The organism is Bradyrhizobium sp. S3.12.5 (genome assembly GCF_040548225.1).
GTDB lineage: Bacteria > Pseudomonadota > Alphaproteobacteria > Rhizobiales > Xanthobacteraceae > Bradyrhizobium > Bradyrhizobium cytisi.
The window spans coordinates 271,463-290,519 of record NZ_JBEPRF010000007.1; the positions used below are offsets into that span (position 1 = coordinate 271,463).

A 19,057-nucleotide genomic window follows, 5' to 3' on the forward strand; every position below is an offset into this window, starting at 1 on the left:
CGGCGCTTTCGTGCAAGGATGCCTGCCGAAACGCCCCCTCCAAGCCCCAAGAAGAGGTTAACGATGGTCAATCGCATGCAATTCTACATCGACGGCGCCTGGGTCGATCCCGCCGTCAAGAAGTCCACCCCGGTCGTCAATCCGGCGACGGAAGAGGCGATGTACGAGGTTGCGCTGGGCTCCAAGGCTGACGTGGACAAGGCAGTCGCCGCCGCCAAGCGCGCCTTTGCAACCTTCTCCCAGACCAGCCGCGATGAGCGCGTCGCGCTGCTCACGAAGGTCATCGAGGTCTACAAGGGCCGTCTCAAGGAGATCGGGGCCGCCGTCTCCGACGAGATGGGCGCGCCGCTGCCGATGGCTGAAAAACTCCAGGCCGGCGCCGGCCTCGGCCATCTCATGACCACGCTCGACGTGCTCAAGAACTATCATTTCGAGGAGCCGGTCGGCACCGCCATGGTGCTGCGCGAGCCGGTCGGGGTGGTCGGCATGATCACGCCCTGGAACTGGCCGCTCAACCAGATCGCCTGCAAGGTCGCCCCTGCGCTCGCCGCCGGCTGCACCATGATCCTGAAGCCGTCGGAGTTCACGCCCACCTCGGCGCTGATCTTCGCGGAAATCCTCCATGAAGCCGGCGTGCCGAAGGGCGTGTTCAACCTCGTCAACGGCCTCGGCCCCGAGGTCGGCGCCGCCATGAGCGAGCATCCCGACATCGACATGATCTCCTTCACCGGCTCGACCCGCGCCGGCATCGACGTCGCCAAGCGCGCGGCGCCGACCGTGAAGCGCGTCAGCCAGGAGCTGGGCGGCAAGTCGCCGAACGTCATCCTCGAAGGCGCCGACCTGCAGAAGGCGGTGACCGGCGGCGTGATGCACATGTTCAACAACTCCGGCCAGTCCTGCAACGCGCCCTCGCGCATGATCGTGCCGCTGTCGAAGATGAAGGAGGTCGCCGCGATCGCGAAGGCTGTCGCCGACAAGACCAAGGCCGGTGATCCCCGCGCCGAAGGCACCACCATTGGTCCGGTCGTCAACCGCGGCCAGTGGGACAAGATCCAGGGCCTCATCAAGAAGGGCATCGACGAGGGCGCAACGCTCGTGGCCGGCGGCCCGGGCCTGCCCGAAGGCGTCAACAAGGGGTTCTACGTCCGCCCGACCATCTTCGCCGACGTCACCCCCGAGATGACGATCGCCCGTGAAGAAATCTTCGGACCGGTGCTGACCATCATCGGCGCCAAGAACGAAGCCGACGCCGTGCACATCGCCAACGACACGCCGTATGGCCTCGCTGGTTACGTCACGGGCGCTTCAGTCGAGGATGCCAAGCGCGTCGGTCGCCAGATCCGCGCCGGCAACGTCAACCTTCAGGGCGTGCCCAACGACCGCAGCGCGCCGTTCGGCGGCTACAAGCAGTCGGGCAACGGCCGCGAGTGGGGCAAGTACGGCCTCGAGGACTTCCTCGAAGTGAAGGCGGTTGCGGGCTTCAACGCCGCGTAAGTTTTAGCGCCTGAATGAATGCGATGCCGGAGCGGGAAACCGCTCCGGCGTTTTTCGTTTCGTTTCTCTCCGTCATTGCGAGCGAAGCGAAGCAATCCAGGAATCCTTCCGCGGAGGCAGTCTGGATTGCTTCGTCGCAAGGGCTCCTCGCAATGACGAGGAGAGAGTTCGAAAGCCTATCCCCCCACCGCCCCCTGCGTATTCACATACAGCGCGTAGATCGACTGGCTCGCGGCCATGAACAGGCGGTTGCGCTTGAGGCCGCCGAAGCAGAGATTGGCGCAGCGCTCGGGCAGCGCGATACGGCCGATCATGACGCCGTCGGGCGCGAACACCACGACGCCGTCGAGCTCGGGATCGCCCATGCCCCAGCCGCACCAGAGATTGCCGTCGATGTCGCAGCGCATGCCGTCCGGCGTGCCCGGACCCGCATCGATGTGCACGCGCTTGTTGGAGATCGTGGTGCCATCCGCCGAGACGTCATAGGCGAGGATTTTTCGGTTCGGTTGCCCGCGCGATTCCACCACGTACAGGATCTTCTCGTCCGGCGAGAAGCACAGCCCGTTCGGGCCCAGCACGCCCTCGGCGACGACACTCGCCTTGCGGGTCGCGGGATCGAGCCGGTAGACGTTCGGGTCGATCTCGGAGTCCGCCTTGTAGCCCTCGTAATTGCCGAGCAGGCCGAAGGTCGGATCGGTGAACCAGATCGAGCCGTCGGACTTGACCACGACGTCGTTCGGCGAGTTCAGCCGCTTGCCGTTAAACGATTCCATCAGCACTGTGATCTCGCCGTCATATTCGGTGCGGGTCACGCGGCGGCCGCCGTGCTCGCAGGTGACAAGCCGTCCCTGGCGGTCGCGCGTGTTGCCGTTGGCGAAATTGGAGGGCTTTCGGAATACCGACACCGCGCCGGTCTCTTCCTCCCATTTGATGATGCGCTGGTTCGGGATGTCGCTGCAGAGCAGATAGCGCCCGTCGCCGAACCAGACCGGGCCCTCGGCCCAGCGCAGGCCGGTCGCCAGCCGCTCCACCGCAGAAAGTTTCAACCAGTATTTTTCGAAGCGGGGGTCCAGTGCTTTTATCGCTGGATCGGGGTAATAGGTCGCCGGCTGCCAGCCTGACCGCTCCTCGGTGTGGGACGATGCCTCATTCATGTCGGTTCTCTCGTTTCGTTCCCTCTGGACAATCCAGCTATCATTAGAGACACGTGACGGCAAATCTGTCGCCAAAGACGAGGAATGACATGCGCATCTTGATGACGGGAGCTTCGGGCGGGATCGGAACGCGCCTGCGGAAACTTCTGCCCCCGATCTATCCGGACCTCCTGCTCTCCGACATCCGCCCGCCCGCCGATCTCGGGGCGAACGAGCAGTTCAAGGCGGCGGACCTGTCCGATCTCGCGCAAGTCGAGGCGATCTGCGAGGGCGTCGACGGCATCATCCATTTCGGCGGCTATTCGGTCGAGGGCCCGTGGGACGACATCCTCCAGGCCAACATCATCGGCGGCTATAATCTGTTCGAGGCCGCGTATCGCAAGGGCGTCAAGCGCGTGGTGTTCGCGTCCTCGAACCATGCCGTTGGATTCTATCCGCGCCACCGCAGGATCGATACCGACGTCACCGCGCGCCCGGACGGCCGCTATGGCGTCAGCAAGGTGTTCGGCGAAGCACTCGGCGCGCTCTACGCCGATAAGCACGGCCTGAAGGTGACTTGCCTCCGCATCGGCAATTTCGGTGACGTGCCGCTGGACCTTCGCCGGATCTCGATCTGGCTGAAGCCGGAAGACCTGGTGCAGCTCTGCCAAATCGGGCTCGAGCATCCCGACATCCATTTCGAGGTTTTTTACGGCGTGTCGCTGAACGAGCGCGCCTGGTGGGACAACCACCGCGCCTACGAATTCGGTTATCGTCCCACCGGCCGCTCTGAGGATCATGTCGCGCACGCCATGGCCGAACAGGCCAAGCTGAAGCCGGATCCGGTCGGCGACCACTACCAGGGCGGCGCGTTCTGCAGCAACGAGTTCGACGGCGACACGAGCCGGATCATTGATTGGAATAAGCGGTAGTCTTGAACGGCGGCGCTAGCTCTCCCCCGCAATCCTTGCCAGATAATCCGCTTTGCTGAACTGCATGTGATCCACACAGAGCTGCGCCAGCGCCCAGCTGTCGCGGCCCTTCAACAGCTCGATCATCAGCTCGTGCTGGCGCCGTGACTGCGCCAGCCCTTCGCGGTCGGCGAGGTTCTTCGCGCGCATCGGCAGCGTCAGGCTCATATAGTCCTGCAGCGAGCGCACCAGGTAGGGATTGCCGCAAGCCGAAAACAGCGCGACGTGGAAGGCGTCGTTGGCCTCGTGGATGCCGCGCAGATCCTGCACGTCCGCCCTGGCACAATATTGTCGTTGCAAGGCGGTCAGCTCGTCGATCAGGACTTGCGGCGCGGGCAGGGGGATCATCAGCGCGGCCTGCCGCGTCAGCATCTCCCTGACCTCGTAGATCTGCCGGACCTCCTCGGCGGAATAGAACCGCACGGTGGCGCCGACGTTCTTCTCGCGGCGGACGATGCCGCGGCGCTCTGCGTCCACCAGCGCCTGCCGCACGAAATGCCTGGAGGTGCCGTAGCGCGACATCAGCGCGTCCTCGGTCAGGCGCGCGCCCGGCGGCAGACGACCGAAGATGATGTCCTCCTCCAGCCGCGCGACGACGTCATCGGGATCGTCGCGCCGGATAGTCATGGCGTCTGCGGTGCGAATGTCGGACATGCCCTCAGCCTCCGGCGCCTCGCCGGTCCGCCTTGTGGAGCAGGGCGAACCCAGATTGTCAATAATTTGTGCCCAGGAGCGCCATCAGGAGCAGAAAGCGTGGCGATCCGGCCCTGTCTTATTGACAATCAGGGGGCAGGCTGTACCACAATAGCAAGCTAAGGAGCGGCATGATGACGAGTGGTTTGCGCAAGGGTCTGACGAGCTATGGCGATGCCGGCTTCTCGCTGTTCCTGCGCAAGGCGTTCATCAAGGCCATGGGCTATTCCGACGACGCGCTGGAGCGCCCGATCGTCGGCATCACCAACACCTATAGCGACTACAATCCCTGTCACGGCAACGTCCCGCAGATCATCGAGGCCGCCAAGCGCGGCGTGATGCTGTCGGGCGCGATGCCGTTCGTGTTCCCGACCATCTCGATCGCCGAGAGCTTTGCGCATCCGACTTCGATGTATCTGCGCAATCTGATGGCGATGGACACCGAGGAGATGATCCGGGCCCAGCCGATGGATTCGGTGATCGTGATCGGCGGCTGCGACAAGACGCTACCGGCGCAGGTGATGGCGGCGATCAGCGCCGACCTGCCGACCGTGGTCATTCCCGTCGGTCCGATGGTGGTCGGTCATCACAAGGGCGAGGTGCTAGGGGCCTGCACCGATTGCCGCCGTCTCTGGGGCAAGTATCGCGCCGGCGAGATCGACGATGCAGAGATCGAAGCCGTCAATGGCCGCCTGGCGCCGTCGGTCGGCACCTGCATGGTGATGGGCACGGCCTCGACCATGGCCTGCATGATCGAAGCCATGGGCCTGTCGCTGCCGATGAGCGCGACAATTCCGGCGCCGCATGCCGAGCGTTTCCGTCTGGCCGAGGCGAGCGGCCGGGTTGCGGCCGAGATGGCCAAGACCAAGGGCCCGAAGCCGAGCGAGCTCTTGACGCCGGCCTCCTTCAAGAACGCGCAGGTCGTGCTGCAGGCGATCGGCGGCTCGACCAACGGCCTGATCCATCTGACCGCGATGGCGCATCGCTCGCCGCACCGGCTCGATCTCGAAGTGTTCGACCAGATCGGCCGCGAGGTGCCGGTATTGGTCGATCTCAAGCCGTCCGGCGAGCACTATATGGAGCATTTCCATCACGCCGGCGGCGTGCCGAAACTGCTGGCGCAGCTCGGCGATCTCGTCGATCTCGACGCGAAGACGATCTCGGGCGCGAGCCTGCGCGACGTCGTCGCGAATGCGGAGGACGTGCCGGGTCAGGACGCGATCCGTCCGCGCGACAATCCGATCAAGAAGGAGGGTGGCCTTGCCGTCCTGCACGGCAATCTCGCGCCGCGCGGCGCGGTCATCAAGCAATCTGCTGCGAGCCCCAAGCTCCTGCAGCATACGGGCCGCGCGGTGGTGTTCGAATCCGTCGAGGACATGACCTTGCGGGTCGACGATCCCGATCTCGACGTCACCGCCGACGACGTGCTGGTGCTGCGCAATGCCGGCCCGAAGGGCGCGCCCGGCATGCCCGAGGCGGGCTATCTGCCGATCCCGAAGAAGCTCGCACGGAATGGTACCAAGGACATGGTGCGCATTTCAGATGCGCGCATGAGCGGCACCGCGTTCGGCACCATCGTGCTGCACATCACGCCGGAATCCGCGGTCGGCGGCCCGCTGGCGCTGGTGAAGAACGGCGACAAAATTCAACTCGATGTGGCCAAGCGCAGCATTGAGCTTTTGGTCGATGCCGCCGAGCTGGAGCGTCGGCGCGCCGCGCTGAAGCCGGCCGCAGCGCCGGATGAAGCGCGGCGCGGCTATGCCTGGCTGTTCAACGAGACCATCATGCAGGCCGACGAGGGCTGCGACTTCGATTTCATGCAGAGGGCTGGGAAGAAGACCGAGAAGGGGTGATAACCACCCGAACGAACGCTCAGACCGCTAAAGCGGCGAGCGATAAACAGGGGGAAACGATGATTGAACGATCGATGCCAAGATTCTTACATCGGCTGGCGGCAACGGCCGCTGTTCTCTTCGTCACGGGCGCCGGGGCGCAGGAGGTGAAGCATTATCGCTTCGCCTATGACCAGCCCAAGATCACCGGCTATGGAATCCTCGGCGACATCTTCAGCGAGAAGCTCAAGGCGCTGAGCAAAGGAACGATGTTGATCGACCAGTATCCCGGCGCGCAGCTCGGGCAGGAGCCGCAGGTGTTGCAGCTCGTCAAGGCGGGGGATATCGAGTTCTGTATTTCGTCGTCTGCGAACGCCGCGACGCTCTCGCCCCAGGCAGGCGTTATGTCAATGCACTACCTGTTCCGCTCGGAAGACCATCTCATCAAGGCGATAGCAAATCCCGAGGTGGCAAATGCGGTCAAAGCGATGATTGCAGAGACAGTTCAGGGCACTCATGTCATCGCGCTGGCGACGCTTGGCTTGCGCAACATGTATTCAAAGCGGGAGATCAAGAAGGTCGAGGACATGAAGGGCCTCAAGGTGCGGGTGCAGGCGACGCCGACCGAGGACACCATGTTCCCGGCCTATGGCGCCCAGATCGTGCACATGCCGTTCGGCAGCGTCTACACTTCTCTGCAAACCGGCGTGGTCGATGTCGCCGAGAATGGCGTCAACGTCTACCTCGCCAACAAGCACTATGAAGTGGCGCCGGTGCTCTCGATGACCGAGCATGAGGCCAACAACAGTCTGGTCTGGGTCAGCGACAAGCTCTGGAACAACCTCACGCCAGAGCAGCAGGGTTGGGTGCAGGCCGCCGCCGACGAGGTCAACAAGACCCAGCCCGCCAAGGCGATCGAGCTTGAGCATCAATCGCAAGTCAAGCTGAAATCGATCGGCGTCAAGATCGTTCCCGATGTTGACAAGTCCGGCTTCATTGCGATCGCCGATCCCTATCTCGACAAGCTCGCCAAGGAGCTCGGCCCGCACGCGGTGAAGGTCAAGGACCTGATCCGGTCGATCAAGTAGACCACGCGCGCAGGCGCTTCTCCGCGTCGCCCCGGCGAAGGCCGGGACCTCTACTCCGCAGCGGCGCTTTGGGGGGATAGCTGTCAACTCGCTAACACAATGAGCAGCTGGGGCTATGGGTCCCCGGCCTTCGCCGGGACGACGAGGGTAACAATGGCCATCGCCGACAAGCTCGTATTGCAACGCCAGCGCCACCTGAAATGGCGCTGGCTCGACTGGCTCGAGCTCGCGCTGATGATCCTCTGCGGCGTGCTGTGCTTCGGCTTCTCGCTGTCGGTCACCGCCGACATCGTCACCCGCACCATCGGCCATCCCTGGCTGTGGCTGCAGGAAGTCACCTCGACGCTGTTCATCTATGCGATCTTCATCGGGACCGCGGTTGCGACCCGCCGCAACGATCACCTCTATCTCACCGCGATTTCCGAGGCGATGCATGGCGTGCCCAGGATGATCGTCGAAATCATCATCCGTCTCATCGTGCTCGGCGTCGCCTTCTGCCTGATCTGGTACGGCTACCAGAATTATTTGCGTGGCTTCGGCAGCTTCCGCCTGCCGTCGGGCACGCCGATTGCCTCGCTTTACGCGATTATTCCGCTGTCCGGCGTCCTGATCGGCCTGTTCACCATCGAGCAGCTCGTCAACGGTCTGCGCAAAGGTTTTGACCATCCGGAGCCGCTGGACGAGGACGCTGCGCCCGTCGTTACCGAAGCGCAAATGAGGGCGCAGCCGTGAGCGCACCCATTGTCCTGGCGTTGATGTCGATCTGCTTCCTGTCGTTCGGCTACCTCGGCGTGCCCGTGCCGTTCTCGCTGATGGCCGGCGTATTCATCGGTGCGATCCTGTCCGACGTCTCGCTCGCCGCGATCATCCAGAAAATCTTCGACGGCGTCGATTCCGAAGCCCTGCTGGCGATCCCGTTCTTCCTGCTGGTCGGTGAGCTCATGAGCTCGGCCAATGTGGTGGTGCGAATAGCCAACCTCTCGGTGTCGCTGGTCGGGCATATCAGGGGCGGGCTGTCACAGGTCGTGGTCGTCTTCAGCATGTTCTTCTCGGAGATGTCGGGCTCGACCACGGCCGATGTCGCCGTGATGAGCCGCGCGCTGGGTGGGCCGATGAAGCGCGAGGGCTATGAGCCCGCGTTCATCGCCGCGATCATCGCGTCGGCCTCGACCATTGCGGCGCTCGTGCCCCCGAGCATCACCGCGGTGGTCTATGGTGCGGTCGGCAACGTCTCGATCGCCGGCCTGTTCATGGCGGGCGTGGTGCCGGGCCTGATGATCGGCTTCGGCCTGATGATCTACTGCTATTTCTTCGGCCCCTCGGGCTTGCGCAAGCCGCGCGCGCCGCTGCGGCAAATCGTGTTCGCCGCCGGCGATGCGGCGCTGCCGCTGATGATCCCGGTGATCCTGCTCGGCGGCATTTTGACCGGCTGGTTCACGCCGACGGAAGCGGGCGTCGTCGCCGTGGCCTGGATCATCCTGGTCGTGATCCCCGCGCTCAACCGCGGGCATTTCAGGAAGATTCCGTATGATTTCTGCCTCGCCGGGCTGATCTTCTCGCTGCCGCTGATCACGATCGGCGCCGCCAACGCCTTCGGCTGGATGCTCGCTTACTTGCGCGGCGCGAGCTACATCGCCGACATGATCACATCGATCGCGGGCAACGACCCGCATCTGATCATGCTGCTGATGGTGCTGCTGTTCACCGTGGTCGGCGATTTCATCGAGCCCGTGCCGACCATCATCATCTTCATGCCGCTGGTCAACACGCTGACGGAAGCCGGCGACATCAACGGCGTCCACATGGGCGTTGTGCTGATCGCGACGCTCGCCTTCGGCCTGATCACGCCGCCTTACGGGCTGGTGCTGCTGATGGCGTCGAAATTCGTCGGGGTCAGCTTTGCGAAAGCGCTACGCGCGGCGCTGCCGATCTATGTCGTGTTCTTCGCCACCATTGCGTTCGCGATCTACTTCCCGAACGTCGTGCTGTGGCTGCCGCAGCACGTGCTGCCGGAATCGGTCGGCTGCTTCAAATCGCCGGCGGGGACCGGCTACATCTGTCCCAAGTGATCTTCTCAAGTGACGATCTGCTCGATGCGCCAGCCGGCTCCGTCCCGGACGTAGCCGAACGGCGTGCCATGGCTGTTCTTGAAGTAGCTGCCGGAGAGCGACTTCGCCATGCCCTGCATCACCGCGTCGTGGCAGACGAACAGCAGATGGTCGCCGGAATAATTGTCGAGCCAGGCGGAGACGCAAGCCAGCGACCGTTCGGCCATGGCCTCCCAGTTCTCGCCGTCGGCGGGCAGGATCGAGACGAGGCCCGTCGCCGAATCGACGCCGTGCTTGATCATGAGGTCGCGGACGGGGAGGCCCTCAAAGCTTCCGAAATCGAGCTCGATGATACCGGCGTCGATCGTGAGCGGCACTGCGATCGCATCCGCGATGATCTCGGCGGTTTTCGCCGCACGCACCAGCGGGCTTGCGACGATGCGGCTGATGCCGACACCGCGCAACAGATACGCCGCTTCGTGTGCTTGCCGCAGGCCATCCTCGTTCAGCGGATTGTCGGTCCGGCCTTGAAACAGTCCCTGCCGGTTCCAATCCGTCGCGCCGTGGCGCAGGCCGCAGAACGAACGCGATGGCGTGGGCGCGCTCACTTGCTCTTGCTCGTGAACTTCTTCACGGCAACACGAAACTGCTCCGTATTCATCGCCATGATGATCTTGTGCTCCTCGGCATCGAGCTGCCGTTTTACGGGTGTGGTGGCAGCCGCGTAGACCAGCGACTTGGTGCCGGCGATCGCTGCCGGCGCGTTCTGCGCCAGCCGCTCGGCAAGCTGCCGCGTCGCGGCCTTCAGCTCGGTCGCGGGAACGATCTTGGCGACGAGGCCCCATTCAAGGGCTTGCTGCGCGGTGAAATTATCCTCGGTCAGAAAGATCTGCAGCGCGCGGCGCGCGCCGACCGTGCCGACGATCCCGACCGTCGAGCCGCCATCCGGCGAGACGCCGATCTTGGCATAGGCCGGCGTGAACTTCGCGTCCTCGGCGGCGATGCAGAGATCGGTGACGAAGGCGAGGCCCATGCCGGCGCCGGCCGCCGAGCCGTGCACGCTCGACAGCGAGATCTTGGGCATGCGCCGGATGATCTCGATGAAGGAATGATAGTGCTTGAGCAGCTCGCCGACCACCGGCGTCACCGTGTTGGCCTCGGCTGCCGCGCCAATCGTCTGCAGATCGCCGCCGGCGGAGAAGGCGCGGCCCTCGCCCTCAAGGATCACGACCTTGATCGCGTCGTCGCCCTCGATGGTGGCCGCGAGCTGCTCGAGCTTCTGCGCGATCGCCAGGTTGATCGAGTTGAAGGCGGCGGGGCGATTGAGCGTGATGGTTGCGATCGGGCCTTCGATCCGCAGCAGGGCGGGATCATCGGGTTGGGAGACGGGAGCTGGCATCGGAAATCCCCGGCATGAGGTTCGTTGCCGCAACTAAATCGCAGAAGGCGGGGGGTGACAATCCCTGGCCGCCAGTGCCCCGCATAGGGGCCTTGCGTCGTGCGGAATGATCGGCTCAAATGGGGCCGCCTTCGTTTAGGGACGGACACGAGCGCCGGCTCCTCGTAAGGCTAGCCAAGCCAATCTTAGCGAGAGAGGAGACGACATGGGTGACGCTCGTGTCTTGCGGAAATGGGCTGTCCAATGACGGACGGTCCTGTGCTCATTGTCGGTGCCGGCCATGGTGGCTATCAGGCCGCGGCATCCCTGCGGCAGGCGGGTTTTTCGGATCGCATCTGCCTGATCAATGACGAGGCGCATCTGCCCTATCAGCGGCCGCCTTTGTCCAAGGCCTACATCAAGGGTTCCGCCGGGCCGGAGAGCCTGATGTTCCGGCCGGAGAATTTTTACCAGGACCAGACCATCGAGCTGATCGCGGGCCGCGCCGTGTCGATCGACCGCGCGAGGTGCAAGCTGCTCCTCGCATCCGGCGAGATGCTGCCTTACGGCCATCTCGTGCTGGCGACGGGCGCGCGCAACCGCCTGCTCGATCTGCCCAATGCCAATCTGCCCGACGTGAAATATCTGCGCATCCTCGACGAGAGCGAGGCGCTGCGAAAGATCATTCCGTCAAAGACGCGGGTCGTGGTGATCGGCGCCGGCTTCATCGGCCTCGAATTCGCCGCGACCGCGCGGATCAAGGGGCTCGAGGTCGACGTGCTCGAGCTTGCGCCGCGCGTGATGGCGCGCGCGGTGACGGCGGAGGTCTCGGAGTATTTTCAGGCGCGGCATCGCGAGGCCGGCATTCGCATTCACCTCGGCGTGCAGGCTACTTCCATCGAGGCCCAAGGCGATAAGGATACCGGCAAGGTCACCGGCGTCTCCTTGAGCGACGGCCGGCATCTGCCCGCCGATCTCGTCGTGGTCGGCGTCGGCGTGCTGCCGAATATCGAGCTGGCGGCCGAGGCGGGGCTGCCAGTTGCCGCCGGCATTATCGTCGACGAATATCTCTCGACATCCGACCCTAACATTTCCGCGGTCGGCGACTGCGCGCTGTTCGCGAGCCCGCGCTTCGGCGGCTCGCTGCGGCTGGAATCGGTGCAGAACGCCACCGACCATGCCCGCTGCCTCGCCGCGCGGCTGACCGGCGACAAGAAGCCCTATGACGGCCATCCCTGGTTCTGGAGCGACCAGGGCGACGACAAGCTCCAGATCGCAGGTCTCACCACCGGCTACGATCGCGTCGTGCTGCGCGGCGATCCCGCCAAAAAGGCGTTCTCTGCGTTCTGCTACCACGGCGACAGGCTCCTCGGCATCGAATCGATCAACCGCGCCGGCGATCACATGTTCGGCCGAAGGTTGCAGGCGATGAATCGCTCGATCACGCCGGAACAGGCCGCGGATGAGAGCTTTGACCTGAAGAGCGCGCTGGCGTGAGGCTCTCTCCCTCTCCCCGTTCTTACGGGGAGAGGGTTGGGATGAGGGGCTCTATCCGCGCATACTGTGACAGTTGGACTCGCGGAGGCTCCCCCTCACCCGGATTGCATCTTCGATGCAATCCGACCTCTCCCCGCAAGCGGGGCGAGGTGAAGAGGGACCTACAGAATCATCGCCACCTCCGCGGCTGTCGGCATTGACGGCCCGGCGCCCATGCGCTGCACGCTGATCGATGCGGCGGCGTTGGCGAAGGCGAGGGCTGCGCGCAAGGCGGCGCCCTCAGCGAGCTGTGATGCGAGCGCGCCGACGAAGCAATCGCCGGCGCCGGTGGTGTCGACCGCCTTCACCACGCGTCCCGGCACCGCGAATTCTTCGGCGGCAGCGAGCGCGAGCACGCCGCGCTTGCCGAGCGTGATGCAGATTGTCTGGTCCGCGCGCGCCTGAAGTTTTCGTGCCACCGCGATGATCCTTGCAGCCTCGTCGCTGTCGGTGAGTTCGGTGCCTGCAAGGAAACCAAGCTCGGTCTCGTTCAGCACCAGGATATCGACTAGCGCGAGCAGCTCGCTCGACATCTTTTGCGCCGGGGCAGGATTCAGCAATGTGGTGGCGCCCGCCGCGCGCGCGCGCTGGAAGAAGGCGGCAATGGTGGGCAGCGGGATCTCGAACTGGCTGACGGCGACATCGCCCTTCGCCAGCGGCGTATCCGCAACGTCATCCGCGCTGACCAGCCCATTGCTGCCGGGAATGACGATGATGGTGTTGTCGGAGGCTGCGACCGTGATGATCGCGGTGCCGGTGTGTGTCCCGGGCGTCTCCTTGATCGCGCCGGGATCGATGCCCTGAGCGTTAAGAAACGTCCTGAGCTCAGCCCCGAACGAATCCGTGCCCAGCCGCCCGATCAGCGTGGTCTTCGCGCCGAGCCGTGACGCGGCCACGGCCTGGTTCGCACCCTTGCCGCCCGGAAAATACAGCACCTGCCGACCCGCGACGGTCTCGCCGACCCTGGGGTGGCGATCGGCGGTCGCCACCACATCCATGTTGATGCTGCCGGCTACGAAGACGCGCCCCATGATATGCCCTCTCAAGCATGATCCCGAAAAGTGTGAAGCGGTTCTCCGATAAGATCATGCTCAAACAAAGAATCCTTAGACCCTGGCTTCGAATTCGTGCCTGACTTTGGCGATGTCCACAAGGGTCGGCAGGCCGGCCTCGTTGCCGAGGCGCTGGATCTTGAAGGTCGAGGCGGCGCGGGCGAAGTCAAAATGCTCGCGCCAGCTTTTGCCGGGATGCGCGAGGTAGGAATAGATATAGGCGCCGTGGAAGACGTCGCCGGCGCCGTTGGTGTCGATCACGCGCTCGCGCGGGATCGGCATCGCCGGCATGGTCTCGACGGTGCCGGTCTCGTTGTACCAGAGCAGGCCCTTCTCACCCATGGTGATGCCGCCGATCTTGCAGCCGCGGCCCTTGAGGTAGTCGAGCATCTTCTCCGGCGTCAGATCCATCTGCTCGCACAGCCGCTCGGCGACGATGGCGACGTCGATGTATTCGAGCAGCTCATGGGTGTTGGTGCGCAGGCCGCCGCCGTCGAGCGAGGTCAGAATGCCGGCCTCGCGGCAGACCTTTGCGTAGTGAATCGCGGCGTCCGGCTGATGGCCGTCGACATGCAGCGCACGGCAGCCGCCGAGGTTGAGCATCGGAAAAGGGTGGATGTGCTCGTCGTCGCGGCAGCGGACGATGGCGCGCTTGCCGTCCTTCGGCATGATGAAGGAGAGCGAGGACTGGTTCACCTTCCGCCCGTGCAGCGAGATCGCGTATTTCGCGCACATGTCCTGGAACATGCGCCCTAGCCAGTCATTGGCCGCGGTGGCGATCAGATCGGGAACGATGCCGAGCTTGGCGCAGCAGAACGCCGCCGTGACAGCGTTGCCGCCGAAAGAAACCGCGTAGTCGGTTGCCACGTGCTTTTCGTCGCCGGTCGGCATGTGGTCGGTAATGAAGACGACGTCGATATAGGTCTGTCCGATAAAGAGAGCCTGCATTGCTTGTCCGTGATGCGCTTGGTGGTCCCGGCCGGCGGGCTTACTCTAACACCGGTTCCGCTTCGGGGACGCTGAAATTATTCGCAAAATCGCTCCGGAGCGCTTGAGGTCGGCATAACGCCGGAATACGACCATGTCAGGCCCATGCCAAGCCCGGACAAATGCCGTTTTCCCGCTCCTGGTTCCAGGTCGATCAAAAGGGACAAACATGATCACCGGCCTCGATCACGTCGTCGCTCTGGTCAAGGATATCGGTGCGGCCAAGGCCGCCTATCAGACGCTCCTGGGGCGCGCGCCGGCCTGGCAGAACTCCGGCGAGGGCGCCGACCGCGTGCTGTTCACCCTCGACAACGTGACCATCGAATTGATGGCGCCGAGCGGCTTCACCGCGACGGCGGACCGGATGCGTGCGCTGCTCGACGATCAGGAGGGCGTGCTCGCCAGCCTGTGCTTTCGTGTCGCAGACATGGGAAAGATGCACCGGCGGCTGGAGCGGGTGGCGCTCAAGCCGGAGCCGATCGCCGAGGTCGAGAGCAGCGACGCTGCGAGCGGTGCGGTCCTGCACTGGAAACGCACGCGGGCCGCGACCGAGCTGACGCGGGGCGTGCGCATGTTCTTCCTCGAGCTCGCCGAGGAGCGTCCGAAGTCGGCCGCGACCGAAATCGCGCCGATCGACGGGCTCGACCATGTCGTGATCACCACCGAGGATTCCGATCGCGCCGCCGCACTCTATGGCGCGCGGCTCGGGCTCGATCTGACGCTCGACCGCTCCCACCACGACTGGGGGCAGTTGATGTTCTTCCGCTGCGGCGATCTCATCGTCGAGGTGGTGCGCCGCCCCGTGGCGGGCGGTGATTCCCAGCACGACCGTCTCTGGGGCCTGAGCTGGCGCGTCGCCGACATCGACGCCACCCGCGCCCGCCTGCTCGCTGCCGGCCTCGACGTCACCGAGGTGCGCAACGGCCGCAAGCCGGGCACGCGGATCATGACCGTGCGGAACGGCACCTGCGGGATCCAGACCGTGCTGCTGGAGCGTTCGCCGAAGCCGGTGGATTGATCATTGTCATTCCGGGGCGTCGCGAAGCGACGAGCCCGGAATCCATTTCTCGACTTGCTCTGCCGCACGATGGATTCCGGGCTCGCGCCCAAGAGGGCGCGCCCCGGAATGACGACGTTTCTCTAATGCGCGCTCCCGTGCTACATGCATCCTCAGATCACCCCAGCGAGCACCCGGTTTGGCGAAGGCAACGGCAAAGCGAACTCTGAAATGGCAGCGCGATCCCGAGGGGATGCGGCTGCGCATTCTCGAGGCTGCCAAGCAGGAGTTTTCCGCTCACGGGCTCGCCGGCGCGCGCGTCGACCGCATCGCGGCCAACGCCGGCGCCAACAAGCGCATGCTGTACTACCACGTCGGCAACAAGGACGACCTCTATCTCGCGGTGCTGGAAGGCGCCTATGACAAGATCCGCAGCGAGGAGCGGGGGCTCGATCTCGAACATCTCGATCCGCCCGAGGCGATCAAGCGGCTGATCGAGTTCACCTGGGGTTACTTCCTGCGCAACCCCGAATTCCTGTCACTGCTCCAGACCGAGAACCTCGTCCGGGCAAAACACCTCAAGCGCTCGACCAAGGTCAAGTCGATGCACTCGCCCTTCGTCGAGATGATCCGCACCGTGGTGCGGCGCGGCGTCGAGAGCGGCGATTTCCAGGTCGCGGTCGATCCGGTGCAGCTCTACATCTCGATCGCGGGCCTCTGCTTCTTCTACCTGTCGAACTCGGCGACGCTGAGCGTGATCTTCGGCCGCGATCTGCTCGCCAAGGACGCCAAGGACGAGCGGCTTGCGCACATGGTCGGTCTCGTGCTGGCGGCGCTGACGGGGCAGACCGCCGCGCTGTTCGAGATTGCCAAGGCGCCGAAGTCGCGCACGGCGGTGGCGCAGACGGTTTAGCGCGTTGTTTCCTCAATCACCGCTGTCATCGTCCGCGAAGGCGGGCGATCCAGTATTCCAGAGACGCTGATGGGAATACGGAGATGCCGCGGCGTACTGGATTCCCCGCCTTCGCGGGGAATGACACCGAGGGTGTGGCGCGGAACCCCGCCGCAAAACGTCACAGGGAAAGCTCTGGACAGTATTTATCCAACGGGTTAATTTCTCCCCGGAAACGAAAAAGACGACCGGGAGTGAGGCGTGGCTGAGCTGAAGCCGCAAAGTGCGGTGTCCAAGGTGCTGAATGCGGCCTGGGTGCGGCCGTTTCTGTTTCTGGTTTTCATCGTCGTGGCCTGGGATCTCGCAATCCGGCTGTTCAAGATCCCGGCCTATCAGATCCCGTCGCCCGCCGACGTCGTCGCGGTGCTGCGCACCGATTGGCCGGAATTGCTGCGCCAGTGCTGGCCGACCACCTATGCCACCGTCTGCGGCTTCCTGCTGTCCGCATTGTTCGGCATCCCCGTCGCGATGCTGATCGCGGGCTCGAAGACAGTGGAGAGTTACGTCTATCCGCTCCTGGTGTTCTCCCAATCCGTGCCGAAGATCGCGATCGCGCCGCTGTTCGTGGTGTGGTTCGGCTTCGGCATCATTCCAAAAGTGATCTCGGCCTTCCTGCTCGGCTTCTTCCCGGTGGTGGTCTCCGCCGTGCAGGGCTTCAAGTCGGTCGACCCCGATATGGTCGATCTCGCCCGCGCCATGCAGGGCAGCCGCTTTCAGGTGTTTTGCGCGGTGAACCTGCCGCATGCCCTGCCGGCGATCTTCTCCGGCCTGAAAGTCTCGGTGACGCTCGCCGTGGTCGGCGCCGTCGTCGGCGAGTTCGTCGGCGCCAATTCCGGCATCGGTTATGTGATGCAGCGCTCGATTGGCACCTTCGACCTGCCGACGATGTTCGCTGCCCTCGTCATCCTCGCGCTGCTCGGCGTCATCTTGTTCTGGATCGTCGACCGGATCGAGAAGCTGGTCATTCCCTGGCATGTCAGCCAGCGCGAAGACGTGATTTTCGCCTCTTAAGCAACGGCCACCAACGGCCGAAACATAACGACAAGGGAGAATGACGATGAAGCGGTGGATTGGGGCTGTAGCAACAGCGCTGATGGTGTTTGCGGCCATGCCGGCGCAGGCGGCCGACAAGGTCGTGCTGATGCTCAACTGGTACGTCTATGGCGAGCACGCGCCGTTCTACTACGGCAAGGCCAAGGGCATTTACGCGGCCGAGGGCATCGACCTCGAGATCCAGGAAGGCCGCGGCTCGGCTGCGACCACGCAGGCTGTCGCGGCCAAGACCGCCGATTTCGGCTATGTCGACGTTCCCACCATGATGCGCGCCGCGATCAAGGGCGCGCCAGTGATCGCGACCGGCGTGCTGCTGCAGACCAGCCCGATGTCCGCGATGGGCTTCGTCGACAAGAACATCAGGAAGCCGGAAGATATCAAGGGCAAGACGGTCGCGATCACGCCGGCGGACTCCATGACCCAGATCTGGCCGCTGTTCCTGAAGAAGACCGGCCTGAAGGAAAGCGACTTCACCACCGTTGCCGGTGACGGCCAGACCAAGCTCAACGCCGTCATCAACGGCCAGGCTGATCTGCTGCTCGGATACGTCATGGACCAGTCGATGAAGATCAAGGACGCCACCGGCAAGGACGTCTATCCGATCAAGTTTGCCGACTACGGCATCAACATGGTCTCCTCCGGCCTCATCGCCAATTCCGACTATGTGAAGGCCAATGCCGACCTCGTCCGCCGCTTCATGTCGGCGACGACCAAGGCCGTCGAAGCCGCCGAGAAGGAGCCGAAGGCAGCGGCGCAGTCGATCCTCGATGCCAACCCGAAGGGCGGCAAGATCGACACGCTGACGCAGGGCTTTGAGTTGACCATTCCGCTCTACCGGACGGCCGAGACCAAGAGCAAGCGGCCGTTCCAGGTCACCGACCAGAACATGACGGATACGGTCAATCTGATGGTCGAATATGGCGGGCTCGATGCCAAGGGCAAGGAGAACCCGAAGGCGTTCTACACGAACGATTACCTGCCGAAGAGTGGCACGTGAAGCAAGCCGCAGTAACCAGTGAAACCGTGCAGCCGGCCGCGCATCTGAGACTGGTGAGCGACCGGGCTGCCGGCGGGACGCCAGGCATCAAGCTCTCAGGCGTCTCGAAGACTTACCGGACGCGCGACGGCGATGTGCCATCGCTGCGGCCGCTCGACTTCCACATCAACGACGGCGAGTTTTTTGTCGTGGTCGGCCCAAGCGGCTGCGGCAAGTCCACGCTGCTCAAGCTGATCTCGGGGTTGCTGCCGCCGACCGCTGGCGAGGTGTTGGTTGAAGGCGAGAAGGTGACGAAGCCGCACGGCAATGTCGGCATCGTTTTCCAGAATGCGCTGCTGCTGCCCTGGCGCAATATCCTCTCCAACGTGATGCTGCCAATCGACATGAAGCGTCTCGCCCGGGACGAATATCTCGTCCGCGCCAAGGCGCTGCTCAAGCTGGTCGGGCTTGAGGGGTTCGAGAAGAAACTGCCCTGGCAGCTCTCCGGCGGCATGCAGCAACGGGCCTCGATCTGCCGCGCGCTGGTGCACGATCCCAAGATCATGCTGATGGACGAGCCGTTCGGCGCACTCGACGCGCTGACGCGCGAGCGCATGAATGTCGAGCTGATGCGAATCCAGCGCGAGACCAGGAAGACAGTGCTGCTGATCACGCATTCGATTCCGGAGGCCGTGTTCCTCGCCGACCGCGTGCTGGTGATGACCGAGCGGCCCGGTGCGGTCGCTGCGATCTACGACGTGCCGCTGCCGCGCCCGCGCTCGCTCGACGTGATGGCCGATCCTGTTTTCACCGAGCTCGTGCAACGCATCCGCAAGCATTTTTTCTCACAGGGGTCGCTGGACTAAA

General features: G+C 64.0%; 18 protein-coding genes. 12 read left to right on the plus strand and 6 right to left on the minus strand.

The window, feature by feature from the left end; genetic code table 11:
• Positions 1-63 precede the first annotated feature (63 nt).
• Positions 64-1,494 carry an aldehyde dehydrogenase family protein gene (locus tag ABIC09_RS12700; protein ID WP_148748983.1) on the plus strand — a complete coding sequence of 477 codons (1,431 nt, stop codon included), beginning with the start codon at positions 64-66 and terminating at the stop codon, positions 1,492-1,494.
• A 176-nt stretch (positions 1,495-1,670) separates the two neighbouring features.
• On the opposite strand, the gene ABIC09_RS12705 is transcribed toward ABIC09_RS12700, so the two are convergent.
• Entirely contained in the window at positions 1,671-2,648 is a 978-nt protein-coding gene (locus ABIC09_RS12705) for an SMP-30/gluconolactonase/LRE family protein (protein WP_354109460.1), read from the minus strand.
• Positions 2,649-2,737: 89 nt separating this feature from the next.
• Here ABIC09_RS12705 and ABIC09_RS12710 point away from each other — a divergent pair, with 89 nt between their 5' ends.
• Positions 2,738-3,559, plus strand: a complete 822-nt coding sequence (locus tag ABIC09_RS12710) for an NAD-dependent epimerase/dehydratase family protein (protein WP_148748981.1) — start codon at positions 2,738-2,740, stop codon at positions 3,557-3,559.
• 15 nt (positions 3,560-3,574) lie between these two features.
• On the opposite strand, the gene ABIC09_RS12715 is transcribed toward ABIC09_RS12710, so the two are convergent.
• The gene (locus tag ABIC09_RS12715) at positions 3,575-4,252 is read right to left on the minus strand and encodes a GntR family transcriptional regulator (RefSeq protein ID WP_148748980.1); all 678 of its coding nucleotides are present in this window, start codon (positions 4,250-4,252) and stop codon (positions 3,575-3,577) included.
• A gap of 173 nt (positions 4,253-4,425) precedes the next feature.
• Here ABIC09_RS12715 and ABIC09_RS12720 point away from each other — a divergent pair, with 173 nt between their 5' ends.
• The 4 genes from ABIC09_RS12720 to ABIC09_RS12735 all read left to right on the plus strand — a co-directional run bounded on the left by ABIC09_RS12720 (position 4,426) and on the right by ABIC09_RS12735 (position 9,280).
• A complete protein-coding gene (locus ABIC09_RS12720) occupies positions 4,426-6,144 on the plus strand; it encodes an IlvD/Edd family dehydratase (RefSeq protein ID WP_354109504.1) in 1,719 nt (572 codons plus the stop codon).
• A 59-nt stretch (positions 6,145-6,203) separates the two neighbouring features.
• The gene (locus ABIC09_RS12725; RefSeq protein WP_354084332.1) at positions 6,204-7,211 is read left to right on the plus strand and encodes a TRAP transporter substrate-binding protein; all 1,008 of its coding nucleotides are present in this window, start codon (positions 6,204-6,206) and stop codon (positions 7,209-7,211) included.
• A 153-nt stretch (positions 7,212-7,364) separates the two neighbouring features.
• The gene (locus ABIC09_RS12730; RefSeq protein ID WP_354109461.1) at positions 7,365-7,943 is read left to right on the plus strand and encodes a TRAP transporter small permease; all 579 of its coding nucleotides are present in this window, start codon (positions 7,365-7,367) and stop codon (positions 7,941-7,943) included.
• Complete coding sequence (locus tag ABIC09_RS12735; protein WP_354109462.1) at positions 7,940-9,280, plus strand: TRAP transporter large permease; 1,341 nt, start codon at positions 7,940-7,942, stop codon at positions 9,278-9,280. Before ABIC09_RS12730 ends, ABIC09_RS12735 begins: the two co-directional genes overlap by 4 nt.
• Before the next feature lie 5 nt (positions 9,281-9,285).
• Here ABIC09_RS12735 and ABIC09_RS12740 read toward each other — a convergent pair whose 3' ends face one another.
• Positions 9,286-9,867, minus strand: a complete 582-nt coding sequence (locus ABIC09_RS12740) for a histidine phosphatase family protein (RefSeq protein ID WP_354109463.1) — start codon at positions 9,865-9,867, stop codon at positions 9,286-9,288.
• Positions 9,864-10,658 carry an enoyl-CoA hydratase/isomerase family protein gene (locus ABIC09_RS12745; protein WP_354109464.1) on the minus strand — a complete coding sequence of 265 codons (795 nt, stop codon included), beginning with the start codon at positions 10,656-10,658 and terminating at the stop codon, positions 9,864-9,866. Before ABIC09_RS12745 ends, ABIC09_RS12740 begins: the two co-directional genes overlap by 4 nt.
• Positions 10,659-10,901: 243 nt before the next feature.
• Here ABIC09_RS12745 and ABIC09_RS12750 point away from each other — a divergent pair, with 243 nt between their 5' ends.
• The gene (locus ABIC09_RS12750) at positions 10,902-12,134 is read left to right on the plus strand and encodes an NAD(P)/FAD-dependent oxidoreductase (protein WP_354109465.1); all 1,233 of its coding nucleotides are present in this window, start codon (positions 10,902-10,904) and stop codon (positions 12,132-12,134) included.
• 161 nt (positions 12,135-12,295) lie between these two features.
• Here ABIC09_RS12750 and rbsK read toward each other — a convergent pair whose 3' ends face one another.
• Positions 12,296-13,204, minus strand: a complete 909-nt coding sequence (gene rbsK, locus ABIC09_RS12755; RefSeq protein WP_148748973.1) for a ribokinase — start codon at positions 13,202-13,204, stop codon at positions 12,296-12,298.
• 75 nt (positions 13,205-13,279) lie between these two features.
• On the minus strand, positions 13,280-14,173 hold the full coding sequence (locus ABIC09_RS12760) for a sugar kinase (protein ID WP_148748972.1): 894 nt from the start codon (positions 14,171-14,173) through the stop codon (positions 13,280-13,282).
• A gap of 208 nt (positions 14,174-14,381) precedes the next feature.
• On the opposite strand from ABIC09_RS12760, the gene ABIC09_RS12765 reads away from it, so the two are divergent.
• The 5 genes from ABIC09_RS12765 to ABIC09_RS12785 all read left to right on the plus strand — a co-directional run bounded on the left by ABIC09_RS12765 (position 14,382) and on the right by ABIC09_RS12785 (position 19,056).
• Positions 14,382-15,230, plus strand: coding sequence for a VOC family protein (locus ABIC09_RS12765; protein WP_354109466.1), 849 nt, complete (start codon positions 14,382-14,384; stop codon positions 15,228-15,230).
• A gap of 232 nt (positions 15,231-15,462) precedes the next feature.
• Positions 15,463-16,122, plus strand: coding sequence for a TetR/AcrR family transcriptional regulator (locus tag ABIC09_RS12770; RefSeq protein ID WP_354109505.1), 660 nt, complete (start codon positions 15,463-15,465; stop codon positions 16,120-16,122).
• 240 nt (positions 16,123-16,362) lie between these two features.
• Positions 16,363-17,172, plus strand: a complete 810-nt coding sequence (locus ABIC09_RS12775) for an ABC transporter permease (protein ID WP_354109467.1) — start codon at positions 16,363-16,365, stop codon at positions 17,170-17,172.
• Positions 17,173-17,218: 46 nt separating this feature from the next.
• Positions 17,219-18,211 carry an ABC transporter substrate-binding protein gene (locus tag ABIC09_RS12780; RefSeq protein WP_354109468.1) on the plus strand — a complete coding sequence of 331 codons (993 nt, stop codon included), beginning with the start codon at positions 17,219-17,221 and terminating at the stop codon, positions 18,209-18,211.
• On the plus strand, positions 18,208-19,056 hold the full coding sequence (locus ABIC09_RS12785) for an ABC transporter ATP-binding protein (protein WP_354031717.1): 849 nt from the start codon (positions 18,208-18,210) through the stop codon (positions 19,054-19,056). The genes ABIC09_RS12780 and ABIC09_RS12785 overlap by 4 nt, the downstream gene beginning before the upstream one ends.
• Position 19,057 lies beyond the last annotated feature (1 nt).